The 16,717-nt window shown below is 68.5% G+C and carries 5 protein-coding genes; 4 read left to right on the top strand and 1 reads right to left on the bottom strand.

Annotated elements, in window-relative coordinates; genetic code table 11:
• Window positions 1-65: 65 nt before the first annotated feature.
• The 4 genes from C1737_RS16400 to C1737_RS16385 are packed head-to-tail and all read left to right on the top strand — an operon-like array spanning window position 66 to window position 15,712.
• Window positions 66-1,115 carry an ABC transporter permease gene (locus C1737_RS16400; RefSeq protein ID WP_102419981.1) on the top strand — a complete coding sequence of 350 codons (1,050 nt, stop codon included), beginning with the start codon at window positions 66-68 and terminating at the stop codon, window positions 1,113-1,115.
• Window positions 1,116-1,117: 2 nt separating this feature from the next.
• Entirely contained in the window at window positions 1,118-9,076 is a 7,959-nt protein-coding gene (locus tag C1737_RS16395) for a type I polyketide synthase (RefSeq protein WP_102418906.1), read from the top strand.
• Complete coding sequence (locus C1737_RS16390) at window positions 9,066-14,345, top strand: non-ribosomal peptide synthetase (RefSeq protein WP_102418905.1); 5,280 nt, start codon at window positions 9,066-9,068, stop codon at window positions 14,343-14,345. The genes C1737_RS16395 and C1737_RS16390 overlap by 11 nt, the downstream gene beginning before the upstream one ends.
• On the top strand, window positions 14,345-15,712 hold the full coding sequence (locus tag C1737_RS16385; RefSeq protein ID WP_102418904.1) for an FAD-binding oxidoreductase: 1,368 nt from the start codon (window positions 14,345-14,347) through the stop codon (window positions 15,710-15,712). The genes C1737_RS16390 and C1737_RS16385 overlap by 1 nt, the downstream gene beginning before the upstream one ends.
• Here C1737_RS16385 and C1737_RS16380 read toward each other — a convergent pair.
• Window positions 15,682-16,707 carry an NAD-dependent epimerase/dehydratase family protein gene (locus C1737_RS16380; protein WP_102418903.1) on the bottom strand — a complete coding sequence of 342 codons (1,026 nt, stop codon included), beginning with the start codon at window positions 16,705-16,707 and terminating at the stop codon, window positions 15,682-15,684. The genes C1737_RS16385 and C1737_RS16380 overlap by 31 nt on opposite strands.
• Window positions 16,708-16,717 lie beyond the last annotated feature (10 nt).

Here is a 16,717-nt window from a genome sequence, read left to right as displayed (position 1 = left end):
GAAAGTTAAATTGGAGGCCAGTCGTGCGTTATCTCGGTGACCTGCAAAAGCGGGCGTGTGCGCCCATGCTGATCACCGCGTTTCGGGACATGCAGTGGCGACGGCGACGCTTCATCATCGCGGCCGTCGGCACCGGGATGGTATTCGCGATGACCCTGATCCTCACCGGGCTGACGTTGGGGTTTCGGGTCGAGGCCCAGCGTGTCGTCGACACGATCGGCATCGACAATTACCTCATCAAAACCGGCGCAGTCGGCCCGTTCATGGGGTCCTCGAGATTCCCGGAGGCCGAACTGCAGGCGGTCGCGCGGGACCCGGGCTTCGAATCGGCGATCCCGGTGGTTTACGGCAACACGATCCTGCAAGATCGGCGCGCACCGGAAAACCTCAACGTCTACGGCGTACCCGAGCATGGACTGGGGATGCCACCCATCGCGAAGGGGCGGGCACCGTCGAACCCCGATGAGGCCGCCATATCGAACACCCTGGGGCGGTCCATAGGCGACGCCGTCGAGGTGGGCTCGCAGGTGCTGCGGATCGTGGGCCTGGTCGACAAGTCCACCACGCTCGCCGGCCAACCCAACGCCTTTCTCACCGTCGCCGGAGCGCAGCGGTTGATGTTCTCCGGGCAGCCGGTGATCTCTGCCATCGGTGTGCGCGGCAAGCCCAACCACGTTCCGGACGGCTTCCGTCTGGTGGATCGCCGCGCTGCGGTCGATGACATGGTGCGCCCGCTGCACGGGGCTCGCCTGGCCCTGGCGTACCTGGCGATTCTGCTGTGGGCGGTGGCCGCCCAGATCGTGGGATCGCTGGTCTATCTCTCCGCGCTGGAGCGGACCCGCGACTTCGCGGTGTTCAAAGCCCTCGGGGTCGCCACTGGATCGGTGCTCGCCGGCCTCATCCTGCAGGCGGTGCTCGTCGCGTCGATCGCGGCGATGCTCGGCGGCCTGCTGGCCGTGCTGATCGGCCCGCTGTTTCCCATGCTGGTGGTGGTGACCACCTCGGCCTTCCTGTCGTTGATGGCGACCGCGGTGGTCATCGGTCTGTTGGCGAGCGTGGCGGGGCTGCGGCGCGCGGTAACGGTCGACCCGGTGCTCGCGTTCGGGGGCTCGTAGTCATGGGGGATCTGCGGATCAAAGATCTCGTCGTCGAGTACTCCACCGGTGGGGATGCGATCCGGGTCATCGACGGTCTGGACCTGGAGGTGGCGGCCGGGTCCCTGGTGGTCGTATTGGGCCCCAGCGGGTGTGGGAAGACCACATTGCTGTCGTGCATCGGCGGCATCCTGAGCCCGACCGGCGGACGCATCCAGGTCGGTGACGTCGACGTGACCGCGCTGGACCGCCGCGGATTGACCACTTACCGGCGCCAGACCGTGGGCTTCGTCTTTCAGTCGTTCAACCTGGTGCCGAGTCTCACCGCACTGGAGAACGTGGCTGTGCCGCTGTGGGCGGCCGGGTGGTCTCGGCGGGCGGCGCGCGCACGCGGCGAGGAATTGCTGACCCGCTTCGGGCTGCAGGACCGCATGACACATCGGCCCGGCGACCTCAGCGGCGGTCAACGCGAACGCGTGGCGGTGGCCCGTGCGATTGCCTTGGACCCACCGCTGATCTTGGCCGACGAACCCACGGCCCACCTGGACCAAGCGCAGGTGCAGGCGGTGCTGCAGTTGCTCCGCGAGCTGGCCAGCGGCGAGCGCATCGTCGTGGTCGCCACTCACGACACGCGGATGTTGCCGTTCGCCGACCACGTGCTCCGGATGCTGCCGGATGCCACCGCCGTCGACTCCGAGCCCCAAACCCTGGCTCTGGCAAGCGGTTCGGTGTTGTACGAGCAGGGCAGCATGGGGGACTTGATCTATGTCGTCGCCGACGGCGAACTGGAAGTCGTGCGCGAATTGGCGGATGGGACCGACGAACTGGTCAAGGTCGCCGCCCCCGGCGAATATGTCGGCGAGCTCGAGCCGCTGTTCCGCAACGTCCGCTCGACGACGGTGCGGGCACGCACGGACGCGGTCGTCACCGGCTACACCGTCGAGGCATTCCGCAAACTGCTCGAGACCTATACCGAGGGAGGCCGCTCCATCGAACGGCCCAACGGCAACCCAGGGCAACCACACACCGGTCCGCCCGACCCATCAGACGGAGCAACTCCGATGTCACGAGTTCGTGAAGCGACTGCCGGTTCCAACGCCCGACGCGTGGCACAGTGCGTCGAATCAGGTTGGAAAATAGCGGATTACCCTCCGCTGACGGCGCCGACCCTGGTTGGGCAATTGCAGCAGCGAGCCGCACGCTACCGGGACAAACTCGCATTCACCTACTCTCGCGACGGCGAGGAAACCGAAGTCAGCCGGCTGAGCTATCAGCAACTGGACGCCCACGCGCGGCAGATCGCAGCGGACCTCCAGCAACTGGGCGCCGCCGGCGAGCGCGTCCTCGTCCTGTGCCCGCCGGGCCTCGACTTCGTCGCCGGCTTGTTCGGGTGTCTTTACGCCGGAGCCGTCGCCGTACCGATGCATCCGCCGGCACGCGATCACCTGGTCCCGCGCGTCGAGGCAATCATCGCCGACGCGCAGCCGGGCTTCGCGCTGTCCACCGCTGAGATGCAGACGAGAATCAGGGCCACCGTCGACGGTCTGGTCAAGGGAAGCCCGTTGCGTTGGGCCGTCACCGACACGGCGGGCGACGACCGGCCGTGGGTGCCACCGGACATCGACGGTGACACGGTCGCCATGGTGCAGTACACCTCGGGCTCGACCGCCACACCGAAAGGCGTTGTGCTGTCTCACGGTAACCTGGTCCACAACCTGGAAACCATCCGGCGGACGTGGAAGTCGGGATTCGACACGAATGCCCACGGTGTGTTCTGGCTGCCGCCCTACCACGACATGGGTCTCATCGGCGGCATCCTCGAGACGCTTTACGTCGGGGGCACCAGTGCCCTCATGCCGGCGGGCGCGTTCATCAAGCGCCCGATGCGGTGGCTGGAAGCCATCTCCCGGCATCGCGCCGTGATCACCGCCGCACCCAACTTCTCCTACGATCTGTGCACCGAACTCAGCACCCCCGAAGAACGCGCGGCCCTCGATCTGTCCAGCTGGTCGATTGCCATGTGCGGTGCCGAGCCCGTCCGTCCCGCGACCCTGCGGGGTTTCGCCGACGCGTTTGCGCCGGCCGGTTTCAGGCCGGAGGCGTTCTACCCGGTGTATGGCTTGGCCGAGGCGACGCTGCTGGTCTCCGGCGGCTCGGACGCCCCGGTGCCGCTGGTTCGGCACATAGATCGCATTGCGCTACGCGAACGCCGCGTTGTCGAGGTTGCAGCGGAAAGATCAAGCGCCGCAACGTTGGTCGGTTGCGGCAAGCCGCAAGGTGGTCAGCAGGTCGTCATCGTCGACCCGGAGACCCGGCGGCCGTGCAGGCCCGACGAGGTCGGCGAGATCTGGGTCGCGGGGCCGAGCGTGGCACAGGGTTACTGGCAAAAGCCCGAAGAGACCGAAGCGGCGTTCTCGGCGCACCTCGCGGACACCGGGGACGGCCCGTTCCTCCGTACCGGGGATCTGGGCTTCCTGGCCTCCGGGGAATTGTTCGTCACTGGACGCCGCAAGGATTTGATCATCATCCGCGGCAGCAATCACTACCCCGAGGACATCGAGCTGACCGTGCAGTCCTGCCACCCGGCACTGCTGCGCGGCCGGGGTGCGGTCTTCTCGGTCGTTCCCGGACCGGACGCCGCCGAGCAGCTGGTCGCCGTCCAGGAGGTGAGCCATCAACAGCTCGGTCAGGACGAACTCACCGCGATCGTGGACGCAATCCGGACGGCGATCACCGAGCACCATGAAATCGCCGTCGACGCCGTTGTCTTGCTGGCGCCGTTGCGGATTCCCACCACGTCCAGCGGCAAGGTGCAGCGGTCCGTGTGCAAGCAGCAGTTCCTCGACGGCCGGCTCGAGGCGGTATTTGCATGGCACGCACCCCGGCGCGACACCCCTGCCGCGGCTGAATCCTCCGAACACGCCCGGCGCAGCGCCGCGGAGATCGCGGGATGGTTCGTCGACCAGCTCTCTGGTGAACTCGGCCTCCCGGCAACGGATATCGAACCATCCCGTCCGTTCGCCTACTACGGCCTCGATTCCGTTCGCGCCATCCGGCTGACCGCCGCATTGGAATCCTGGCTCGGACGCGAGCTTTCGCCCACCCTCGCCTACGAATACCCCACGATCGACCTTCTTTCGCGTCATCTGGCCGAGGAGTCCGACGCCGCCGGCGAGAGCGCGGCCGCACCGGCCGGGGACGGCGGCGGGCCACGCGCGGCGGACGAGCCGATCGCCATCATCGGCATCGGCTGCCGGTTCCCGGGTGCCGATGGGCCGGCGGCCTTCTGGCGAGAGCTGTCGGACGGCGTGGAGGCGATCAGCGAGGTCCCGCCGGACCGCTGGGACGCCGAGGCCTTCTACAACGCGGACCCGTCCGTGCCCGGCACCTCGGTCACCCGAAGGGGCGGTTTCGTGCCCGGGGTCGACCAATTCGACTTCAGGTTCTTCGGCATCTCGCCGAGGGAATCGGCACAAATGGATCCGCAGCAGCGGCTGATCCTCGAGGTCGCCTGGGAGGCCCTGGAAGATGCCGGGCAGGTGCCCGAGCGGCTGGCGGGTAGCGACACCGGCGTGTTCGTCGGCATCTCCACCACCGACTACGCGAACCTCCGGGCCGGCCAGTTCCAGCTCGTCGACGCCTACACGGGCACCGGAAACGCGTTGAGCATCGCCGCCAACCGGCTCTCGTACTTCTACGACTTCCACGGACCGAGCATGGCCATCGACACCGCCTGCTCGTCGTCGTTGGTCGCCGTGCACCTGGCCTGCCGCAGCCTGCGCGACGGGGAGTGCTCGCTGGCTCTGGCCGGGGGTGTCAACGTCATCCTGTCGCCGGCGCTCATGATCAACTTCACCAAGGCCAAGCTGATGGCACCCGACGGCCACTCCAAGACGTTCGACGCCGGCGCGGACGGCTACGTGCGGGGCGAAGGCGCCGGGATCGTCGTTCTCAAACCGCTCAGCCGGGCACTGGCCGACAACGACCCCATCTATGCGGTGATCCGCGGCACCGCCGTCAACCAGGACGGCCGGACGAACGGGCTGATCGCACCCAGTCGGCAATCGCAGGAAGCCGTGCTGGCGGCCGCCTACCGGCGGGCAGGTCTCGCGCCCGGCACCGCCCCATACGTCGAGGCTCACGGCACCGGAACGTTCCTCGGCGACGCGATCGAGGCCAACGCGCTGGGCACCGTCCTGGCGGACGGACGTCCGCCGGGGAGCCCGTGCCTGATCGGCTCGGTCAAGACCAACATCGGCCACCTCGAGGCGGCGGCCGGCGTGGCGGGGCTCATCAAGGTCGCGTTGGCGTTGCAGCACAAGGAAATCCCGCCGAGTCTGAACTTCGCCGAGCCCAACCCCGAGATCCCCTTCGACAGCTTGCCGGTGCGGGTGGCGCAGACGCTGACCCCCTGGCCGGAAAACGGCGGGCGCGCGGTCGCCAGTGTCAGCTCGTTCGGCATGGGTGGCACCAACGCGCATGCCGTGCTCACCGAGGCCCCGCAGGTGCGGCCCGCCGCAGTCGAGGTGGTTCCGGAGCCGGATCGAGCGGAGTTGCTGCCGCTTTCCGCGCAATCCCCCGAAGCCCTGACCGCACTGGCCGAACGGTACGAGTCGGCTCTGGCATCCGGGGTGCGGCTGGCCGACCTGTGCTACACGGCCGGTGCCCGGCGCGGCCATCTCGAGCATCGGCTGTCGGTGGTCGCGGACTCGCCCGCCGAGATGTCAGAGTCCCTGGCCGCCTATCGGCAAGGCCGGTCGCGGCCCGGGATCTCCGTCGGACGATGCCGCCCCGGCCAGCGGCCCCGCGTGCTCTTCGTCTTTCCCGGCCAGGGCTCACAGTGGTGCGGCATGGGGCGGCGACTGCAGGCCGAGGAGCCGGTGTTCCGCGACGCCCTGGCGGCGTGCGACCGCGCGATCCAGCCCCATCTGGGAAGCTCGGTGCTCGAGGCGCTGGCCACCGACGAGGAACTCACCGATATCGGCCTGATCCAAACCGCGATCTTCGCCATCCAGGTGGCGCTGGCCGCGCTATGGCGTTCGTGGGGGGTGGAACCCACCGCGGTGGTGGGGCACAGCATGGGTGAAGTCGCGGCGGCGCACATCGCCGGCGCGCTGAGCCTCGAAGACGCCGCACGGGTGATCTGCACCCGCGCCTTGCTGCTCCGCACGGTGCGGGGCCGCGGCACGATGATGTCGGCGGAGCTCAGCCTCGCCGAGGCAGAGGAACTCATCGCCGGCCGGGAGAGCCAGGTCTCGATCGCCACGAGCAACAGCCACCGATCGACGGTGTTGTCGGGGGATCGAACGGTCTTGGCCGAGTTGATGGCGGCGTTGCAGCAGCGCGAGCGGTTCTGTCGGTGGGTCGATGTCGATGTGGCCGCACACAGCCCGCAGATGGACCCGTTGGTCGACGCCCTGCGCACCGGCCTCACCGGACTGCGGCCGACCCCGCCCACGGTGCCCATCTACTCAACGGTGACCGGCGACCTGCTGGCCGACCGCCTGCCCGACGCCGACTACTGGGCGATGAATCTGCGCTCACCCGTGCGCTTCTCGTCCGTGCTGCGAAAGCTACTGGACGGCGGTCATGACGCGGTGGTGGAGATCAGCCCGCACCCGGTCCTGCTGACCTCTGTCCGCGAGGACGTCCAGGACACGGGGAAGAGTTGTGCGGCCCTGCCGTCCCTGCGGCGTGACGACGGAGGACGAGCAACCGCGCTGGCATCGCTCGGCACCCTGTACACCCTGGGCCAGCCCGTCGCCTGGGAGCAGCTGTACCCGGTGGGCAGCCACTTCGTCGCCGCGCCGACCTATCCGTGGCAGCGCGTCCGGTCCTGGTTGGAGGCCAAGGCGATCGGCGCGCCGCAGCCGGGCGCCGACTCGACGGAAGCTGTGGGCTTGCGCGACCGGATGTACCAACTGCGCTGGCAGCCCGCACCATTGGCCGAGCGGAACGGGTCGGGCCGCCAGGCCGGCGCCGGAAGCTGGCTTGTCTTGACTGACGGCGGGATCGCCGCGGACACCCTTCGGGATCACCTCGAATCCCGTTCGCAGACATGTGTGTTGGTCGAGCCGGGCGGTGACCGGCAAGACTTCGAGCGTCTGGCGCCGGACCGCTATCGCCTCGACCCGACGCGGCCGGAGCACTTCCAGCGGCTGCTCGCGGAGGCTTTCACCGACGAGCGGCCGCCGTGCGTGGGCGTAGTGCATATGTGGGACCTGCTGGCCGCACCGCCGGCCGACACGACGCCCGAGTCGCTGGAGTCCGCCACCACCGCGGGCCCGGTGAGCGTGCTGCATCTCGTCCAAGCCATCTCGCTGGCCGGCTGGCCGGCCTCGCCGCGGCTGTGGCTGGTGACGCGCGGGGCGCAGATGACAGCGAGCTCGGTGGCCGAAGCCGGACCGGTGGCGATCGCCCAGGCCCCGGTGTGGGGGATGGCCCGCACCATCGACCACGAGGACCCGGAACTGCGCTGCACCTGTGTCGACCTGTCCTTCGGTGGGGGCCAGGAAGAGGCCTCCCTGGAGACCCAAGCCCTGTTTCAGGAGGTGTGGGCGGACGACCGCGAGGTTGAGGTCGCACTCCGGGGCAGCCGCCGCTACGTCGCGCGGCTGGCCCGCTACGACCAGGCCGAACCCACGGAGGCCTGCGCCTTCAAGGCAGACGCCAGCTATCTCATCACCGGTGGGCTCGGCGCGCTCGGACTCGTGGTGGCCAAATGGATGGTCGACCACGGTGCCCGGCACTTGGTCATGATGGGACGCGGCGGCGCCGCGGGACCCGCGCAGGAGTCGTTGGACGCGCTGCGGGCGGCCGGTGCCGAGGTGATCGTCGCGCAGGCCGACGTCGCCAAAGCCGAACAAGTTGCGGCCGCCCTCGAGTCGATCGGCGAGTCGATGCCACCACTGCGCGGCGTGGTGCACGCGGCGGGGATCGCCGACGACGCCATCCTGCAATGCCTCGACGAGCAGAAACTCCGCAAGGTGATGGAGCCCAAGGTGCAAGGCGCCTGGAATCTGCACGCGCTGACTTCAGACGCGAAACTCGACTTCTTCGTGCTGTTTTCGTCGGCCGCGTCCTTGCTGGGCCTGCCTGGAGCGGCGAACTACGCGGCAGCGAACGCCTTCCTCGACGCGTTGGCGTGGCATCGGCGTGCCGAAGGCCGTCCGGCGTTGAGCGTCGACTGGGGGCCGTGGGCCGAGCTCGGCTTCTTCACTCGGTCCGAATTGCCAAGCTACTTCGCCCAATACGGCGTCGAGGCCATGTCCGCGGCCGACAACCTTCAGGCACTGTCGTCCTTGCTGACGCGGTCGGTGACGCAAGCTCTGGTCCTTGACATCGACTGGGCGCGGTGGCGGCCCGATACGCAGCCGCCGCTGCTCGCGGACCTTCGCGTCGCGCCGTCGGACCACACCCCGCCGGACGGGGCCGCGACCGGTCCGGGCAGCGGTCTCTCCGGCAAGTTGCGGGGTGCGACACCGCAAGAGCGTCAGCGGTTGCTTACGTCGTACCTGTGCGAGCTCGCCGCCGGCAAACTCGGTCTGGCCCAATCGAACCTGGACACCCAGGCGCCGCTGAGTAGCCTCGGCGTCGACTCGCTCATCACGTTGGAGCTGCGGATGCAGGTCGAACGCGACCTGGGCGTCGTCGTGCCGGTCACCCTGCTGCTGCAGGGGCCGAGCGTCGCCGGTATCGCCGAATGGCTTGGCGGCCACCTGCCCTCGGCCGCGGCCGACACGCCCGCGGCGCAGCAACAGGCCGTCCCGAAAAAGCCGGTCCGGAAGAGGGGCGCCCCCGACCAGAAGGGCCGACCGGAGACTGATGGCGCGCCGTCACGCGGGATCGACCTCCTGACCCGGGTGCCTGATCTTTCGGACGCGGCCGTAGAGGAAATGCTCCACAAGGTGCTCGCTGAACGCGGGGCCGGAAACGGAGGCAAGACACAGTCTGCCGGGAAAGAAGCCGGCGATGAGCGATAGGGCCATCGACATCTCCGGTCTGTCTCCCGAGAAGAAACGCGCGCTGCTGTCCCAGCTGCTCATGGAGGAAGCGGAGGAGACGGCCTCGGTGTATCCGATGTCGTACGGGCAGCGATCCATGTGGTTCATCCACAAACTCGCACCGGCCAGCGCCGCGTACACCGTCACGTATGCCGGGCGGATCCGCGGCGCGCTCGATGTGCCGGCGCTCGAACGCGCGGCACAGTCACTTGTCGACCGGCATCCGATGCTGCGGACCACGTACGCCGAGCGCGACGGGCAACCGGTCCAGCTCGTCCACTCGCACTGGCCGGTGCGGATCGCCCGGCACCGGCTCGGAGAGGGGGAGCATGAGGTAGACGAATGGATCCGCCTTGAGACCGAGCGCCCTTTCGACCTTTACACCGGCCCGGTGCTGCGACTGACGCTGCTGGAGCGCACACCCGAGGAACACGTACTTCTCCTGGGTCTGCATCACATCGCCGTCGACTTCTGGTCCATCGACATCATCCTGGACGAGCTACGCGTGCTGTATGCCGCCGAGCACGGCGCGGACCCGCCTCCACCGCCCGCGGAAAGCTTCGTCGACTACGCCGACCAGCAGACCCGGATGCTCGCAGGCGCCGAGGGCGACGGGCTTTGGGCCTACTGGCGTGAACAGCTGGCCGGCGCCCTGCCGGTCCTCCAATTGCCCACCGACCGGCCACGACCGGCCGTCCAGACCTATGCGGGCGCCGTGCACCGCTTCACCATCGACGACACGGTGACGGCCGGGATCAAGCAGCTGGGCCGTGGCCTCGAAGCGACGCCGTACACGGTGCTGTTGGCGGCCTACGCCACCTTGCTGCATCGCTACAGTGGCCAGGGCGACCTGGTGATCGGCTCACCGTTCGCGTGCCGTGACCGGGTCGCGCTGGAGGGCCTGGTCGGCTACCTCACCAATCCCGTGCCGCTGCGCGCCGACCTGCACGGCGACCCGTCGTTCACGGACCTGCTCGGCCGCGTCAAAGAAACCGTGCGGGGCGCCCTCGAACACCAGGACTATCCCTTCGCGCTGCTCGTCGAGCGGCTTCGGCCGGTGCGTGACCCGGGCCGCACGCCGCTGTTCCAGGTTTCGTTCGCCTGGGAGCAAACGCGTCGCTTCTCGGACGGGACCGGTCGGGAAAGCGGGGGACTGCGGCTGGAAACCCTCCATGTCGGGCAGGGCGGCGCGCCGTTCGACCTGATGATGGAGATAGGCGAACACGGCGGGAAGCTGTCCGGCGTACTGCAGTACAACACCGACCTCTTCGACGCCACCACAATCGAGCGGATGGCCGGGCACTTCGCCACTCTCCTGGCCGGCATCGTCGCCGATCCCAGCCGGCGGGTCTCGCTGCTGCCGCTGCTCGCCGGGGAAGAGCGACGTCAGCGGGCCGCCTGGAACCGGACCGAGGTCGGCTATGACGGCCCGGCCTGCCTGCACGAGCTGGTCGCGGCAACGGTCGCGCGCGTCCCGGACGCCGTGGCGGTGGTGTGTGAGGGCCGCGAGTTGACCTTTGCCGAGCTCGACCGCCGGGCCAACGGCCTGGCGCACCGGCTGCAGCAGTTGGGCGTGGGGCCCGAGGTCGTCGTGCCCGTCCTGCTGGAGCGCTCCGAGGACCTGGTGGTGGCGCTGCTCGGCGTCCTCAAGGCGGGTGGCGCGTTCATGCCGCTGGACTCCGCGCAGCCCGCGCAGCGCATGGCCGCGATGCTGCAGGACGTACCGGACGCGCCGGTCTGCGTCACCCACCAGCGCCAGCTGCCACAGCTGCCGCCCGGCTTCACCGGCCACCGGCTCTGCCTGGACGCGCCGACCGCGCCGCCGGGCGACGAGGCGGCCGTGGCGCCCGTAGCTGCGACGACATCGGCGAACCTCGCCTACGTCATCCACACGTCCGGTTCCACCGGCAAGCCGAAGGGAACCCTCAACACCCACGCCGGGATCCGTAACCGCCTGCTCTGGATGCAAGACGCCTACCGGCTGACCGCCGACGACCGCGTGCTGCACAAGACCCCGGTGAGCTTCGACCCGTCCGTCTGGGAGCTCTTCTGGCCGTTGATCAGCGGGGCCCGGCTCGTCATCGCCAAGCCCGAGGGCCACAAGGACGCCGCATACCTGGTTCGAACAATCGTCGAAAATGACGTCACCACAATGCATTTCGTGCCATCGATGTTGCGTCGCTTCCTCGCCGAGCCCGGCGTGGCCGCCTGCGCCACGCTGCGCCGGGTGTTCTGCAGCGGCGAGGCGCTGCCGTATGACCTGCGGGACCACTTCCTTGCCACGCTGGACGCCGAGCTCTACAACCTGTACGGGCCCACCGAGGCCGCGATCGACGTCACCGGATTCCACTGCCGGCGTGGCGAATCCGGCACGCTGGTGCCGATCGGGCGACCGATCGCCAACATCCGCGCGCACATCCTGGACGCACACCTGCAACCGGTGCCGGTGGGTGTGCCCGGCGAGCTGTTCATCGGCGGTGTCGGGCTTGGGCGCGGCTACCTCAACCGGCCCGATCTCACGGCCGCCGGCTTTGTTGCCGATCCGTTCGGCGGGGGTTTTGGGGGTCGCGGCGAGCGGCTTTTCCGCACCCGCGACCTGACCCGATATCTGCCCGACGGCAACATTGATTACCTGGGGCGCATCGACTTCCAGGTCAAGGTTCGCGGCTTCCGGATCGAGCCGGGCGAGGTGGAGGCGGCGCTGGCCAAACACCCCGCGGTGGCCGAGAACGCGGTGGTGACCAGAACCGACAGCCGAGGGAACACCATCCTCGTCGCCCACGTCGTTGCGGCCGGGGGCGCGGCGCCGTCGACGGCCGAGCTGCGCCGCTTCCTCCTGGAGCTGCTTCCCGCCGCCATGGTGCCCGGCGTTTTCGAGGTGAGGGACGCGCTGCCGCTCACGTCGAGCGGAAAGATCGACCGCCGTGCCTTGATGGCGGCCGGCGGCGGGCCCGGGCCGCAGGAGCCGGCATTCGTCGCTCCACGCACGCGCACCGAACAGGTCCTGGCCGAGATCTGGTGCGCCGTCATGGGTCTGGAACGGGTCGGCATCAACGACGACTTCTTCGCTCTCGGCGGCGCCTCGACGCAGAGCCTGGAGGTCGCGGTGCGGGCGAATGCGGCCGGCCTGCCACTGCGACCGGAGTCGATGTTCGTCTACGGCACCATCGCCGAGCTCGCCGCCGAATACGGGCCGGTCGCCGACGAGGGTCCGGCGCAAGTCGGACCCGACGAGAAGCGAAACACGGTGATCGAAAGCATCGGCGTGTACCTGCCGGCGCGAACGGTGTCGACCGAGACGGTCATGGCGGAGTGCGCCAACGAGATCCGCATACCGCTGGAACGCCTTACCGGCATCAGGAGCCGACGGGTGGTCGGCGAGGACGAGTTCTCGATCGACCTTGCGCGGAAGGCGGCGGACGACTGCCTGTCCCGGTCGAGCTACCGGCGCGAGGACATCGAGCTCATCATCGCCTGCAACATCTCCCGCCGTGACGGACTCGGGCACAGGTTCACGTTCGAGCCCAGCACTTCCTCGCGGCTGAGCGACCAATGTGGCTTTGGCAACGCGCTGGCCTTCGACATCAGCAACGCCTGCGCCGGGATGTTCACCGGCATCACCGTGGCGGACGCATTCCTGCAGACCGGGGTGGTTCGCAACGCGCTGGTGGTCAGCGGCGAGTACATCAGCCACCTCACGGAGACGGCGCAGAAGGAAATCGAGGGGCCGATGGACCCGAGGCTCGCCTGCCTGACCCTGGGTGACGCCGGCGCGGCGGTGATCCTGGAGCGCGGCCCCAACGGCCGGGTGGGCTTCCACGACATCGATATCGCGACTTTCAGCCGCTACAGCAAACTGTGCATCGCCAAGGCGACCGAAGCCCCGCACGGCGGCGCCATCATGCTCACCGACTCCGTCACGCAGACCGCGATCGCGGTCAAGCATGCGGTGCCCTACGTCGCGGCGGTAATGCGACGGCACGGGTGGCGGCCCGAAACCTGCGACCACCTGGTGATGCACCAGACCTCGGAGGCATCACTCAACGACGCGGTCGCCGCCGTCAACCAGCTCTTCGGACCGGGCGCGGCCAACCGGGACAACACCATCTACAACGTGGCGGAACGCGGGAACACGGCCAGCACGACCCATTTCGTCGCCCTGCACGACTACATCCTGAGCAACCGGATCAAGTCCGGAGACAACGTGGTCTTTTCCATCACCGGCTCCGGACAGAGCATCGGCGCCGCGCTGTATACCTTCGACGACCTGCCGGACCGAATGCGCCGGGGCGCCGGCCAGCACGCCCGCAGCCTTGAAACAGAAAACCACCGCAAGGAAGCAGCGGCGACGCCCCGCGTGCGCATCGACGGCGTAGGCATCGCTCCCGCCGGGCAATCGACGTCTCCGAGCTCGATAGAGTTGGCGGTTCAAGCAGCCGCGGCGTGCCTTGCCGAAGGTGGCGTCGACCGGTCAGCGGTCGGTCTGATCGTCCACGCCGGCGTCTACCGCGACGACTTTCTCAGCGAACCGGCGGTTGCCGCGCTCGTGGCCGGCGAACTCGGAATCAACGGCGAAGTGCAGTCGCCGGACGGCCCCAAGACCCTCGCCTTCGACGTCCTCAACGGTTCGGTCGGCTTCCTCAACGCCTGCCACGTCGCCGCGGGGATGATCGGCGCGGGGAAGGCCGACCATGCGATGGTCGTGGCCTCGGAGATAGAAAACAACGGCCCCGAAACCGGCTATCCGTTGAACGGCATCAGCCAGACGGGCTCGGCTGTCCTGCTCAGCCGAAGCGACGGTGCGGAAGGCTTCGGCCGGTTCGTCTTCCAGCAACACCCGGAGTACGGCGGGGCGCTCGCCACCTACACCCAGCAGCGGGACGGGCGGTGCTGGCTGCAAATTGAGCGCGACCCCAACCTCGCCGCCATCTACCTGAGCTGTATCCCGTCGGCCACCAAGGAAGTGTTGACGCTGGAGGGACTCGACCCCGCCGACATCGCGGTCGTGCTCCCGCCGCAGCTGTCGACGGCCGATCTGGACGAACTGGCCGCCCAGATCGGTGTCCCCCGATCACGATTCGTCGAGTTCGACGCGGATGACCAACCAGGCACCGACCTGTTCACGTCGTCCCTGCCGTACGGGCTGGATCACGCCCGGCGGCATGGGCTGGCACGAGCGGGCGACGTCGCGCTGATACTGGCGGTCGGCTCGGGTGTCACCGTCGGCTGCACCACTTACCGATTCTGATGACTCTGACGGTTGACGCGGTTCCCGGATTCACCGGCGACGTAGTCCATCCCGACAGCGCCGATTACGACGCAGCGCGGCGGGTCTTCAACGGCCTGATCGGCAAGCGGCCCGCCGTCGTGCTCCGCTGCCGCTCCCGCGCGGATATCGTCGCCGCCGTTCGGTACGCCGTCGGCTCCGGAGCCGAGATCGCGGTGCGGTGCAGCGGGCACAGCGTCGCAGGACACTCCTCGACCGATGGCGGCATCCTCATCGACCTGTCCCTGATGCGTCGTGTGGTGGTTGATCCCGAGCACCGAATCGCGGTCATCGAGCCCGGCGCGACCTGGCGCGACATCGACCAGGCCACCGCCCGTCACGGCCTGGCCTGCCCCGGCGGGGTGGTGTCATCGACGGGCGTGGGCGGGTTCACGCTCGGTGGCGGGGTCGGCTGGTTGTCCCGGGCATACGGGTTGACCTGCGACAACTTGACCGCCGCGAACCTGGTGCCGCCCGGCGGGGAGGTGCTGTTCGCCAGCGAAGCACAGAACCCGGAGGTGCTGTGGGGCCTGCGCGGCGGCGGCGGCAACTTCGGGGTGGTGGCCCACTTCGTGCTCGACCTGCATCCGGTCGATCACGTCATCGGGGGCATACGGGCCTACGGCGACACCGACGCCGAGGCCGTGCTCGAACACTTCCGCGCACAGATGGCGGGCGCCGACGACCACCTCGCGTCCCTCGTCGACTTCGGCACCGACGAGGGTTCGGGACGCGGCCTGGTCACGATCCTCGGTTGCTCGGCCGCATCCGGACAAGCCGGTCGGACCGCCATCGGGGCGCTGCTGCGGGCCCGCGGGGTCAGCACGGAACCGGTGATGTCGCTCCAGCGCGAAATCGCCTACCCCACTTGGCAACAGGTCCTCGACCACACATCCCCATATGGCCGGTTGAACTACTGGAAGTCGATCTTTCTGACGGAGCTGTCCGACGACGCGATCCGGCGTATCGTGCTGCTCGGGCGCAGCCGCCCCGCGCCGCAAACGCATCTGCATGTGATCCGGCTCGGCGGCTTTCCCAGCCGTGTTCCGCCGGAGGCGACGGCCTTTTCGGCCCGCCACCATCCCTACATCGTGCATCTGATCACGACCTGGACGGATCCCGCCGACACCGAACGCTGCAAGTCGTGGACCGATGATGCGTATGAAGCTTTGCGTCCGTTCGGTCCGGCAGGCACGTACCTCAACTTCGTCGGCGATGAAGGGCAGGCGCGCATCCGGGCCAGCTTCGGCGACGTCACCTATCGGCGCCTGGCCAAGCTGAAGGCTCGCCTCGACCCGGACAACCGCTTCGCGCTGAATCAAAACATCGAGCCCGCAACGGGTCCGTGAGCGGATCTGATCATGCCGCGAACGCGAAACCAGTTGACCGCGTCGCGGATCGCAGGCTCGATGGGGGCAACTACATAGCCCAGTTCTCGCACCGCCTTGTCGCTGCGGTAGCGGTAAAGGTCGGTGAACGCGTATCCGACGGACATCGAGTTCACCGTGGTTTCCCGACGGGTGACGACCTCGAGGAGGTCGCCGGCCTTACCCCCGATCCAGGCGACCGGATAGGGCAACCGTCTACGCGGCGGGTCGACCCCGACGATTCGCGCCACTCGATCGATGTACTCGCGGTACGTCAACTCCTGGCCACCCAGGATGTAGCGTTCGCCGCGCTTCCCGTGCAGCCAGGCGGCGATCATGCCGCGCGCCACCTCGCGCACATCCGCGAAATTGTTGTATCCCGGTGTCCAATAGGGAATTCTGCGGTTGGCGATCTCGACGATGAGCCGGCCGGAACTGGGTCTGGCGTCGCGCGGGCCGACCAGGTATGTGGGGTTGACGATGACCGCGTCCAGCTTGTCGCAGGCCCGCTGCACCAGGATCTCACCGCGCCGTTTGGTGACCGGGTAGGCCCCTGCCAGCCCGGCTTTGTCCCACCCCCACGGGGTCTGCTCGTCGGCGGGTGCGCCGTCGGGTTCGGGTCCGATCGTGTTCGCGGTCGAGGTATGCACGACGCGCGGGGTGCCGGTGGCGATCGCGGCCTCGACGACAGCTTGCGTCACGCCGACATTGACGGCCGAGATCGCCGGTGTGACCCGTCTCCTGGTCGAAACGCATGCGGCGCAGTGGAATACAACGTCTGCATCGGCAAACACGTCGCGTAGATCAGCGACCGAGCCGAGGTCGGCGCAGACCCACTTGACCGGCAGGTCGGCCAGTGAACTCGTATCGGTGCTCGGGCGCCGGGTGGCGGTGACGGTGTGCCCCTGCGCGATCAGCTCGGCGGTCAGATTGGATCCCAGCAGCCCGCTTGCTCCGGTTATCACAGCGTGTGCCATCGCGAGTTGG

The sequence above is a fragment of the Mycobacterium sp. 4858 genome, assembly GCF_900240975.1.
In the GTDB taxonomy this organism is placed as follows: domain Bacteria; phylum Actinomycetota; class Actinomycetes; order Mycobacteriales; family Mycobacteriaceae; genus Mycobacterium.
This window is presented reverse-complemented; position numbering and strand designations above follow the sequence as displayed.

What these genes read in the sequence shown, in the direction of transcription:
- C1737_RS16400 (WP_102419981.1), top strand. Translation starts at nt 66, where the DNA reads ATGCTGATCACCGCGTTTCGGGACATGCAGTGGCGACGGCGACGCTTC.
- C1737_RS16380 (WP_102418903.1), bottom strand. Translation starts at nt 16,707, where the DNA reads ATGGCACACGCTGTGATAACCGGAGCAAGCGGGCTGCTGGGATCCAAT.
- C1737_RS16385 (WP_102418904.1), top strand. Translation starts at nt 14,345, where the DNA reads ATGACTCTGACGGTTGACGCGGTTCCCGGATTCACCGGCGACGTAGTC.
- C1737_RS16390 (WP_102418905.1), top strand. Translation starts at nt 9,066, where the DNA reads ATGAGCGATAGGGCCATCGACATCTCCGGTCTGTCTCCCGAGAAGAAA.
- C1737_RS16395 (WP_102418906.1), top strand. Translation starts at nt 1,118, where the DNA reads ATGGGGGATCTGCGGATCAAAGATCTCGTCGTCGAGTACTCCACCGGT.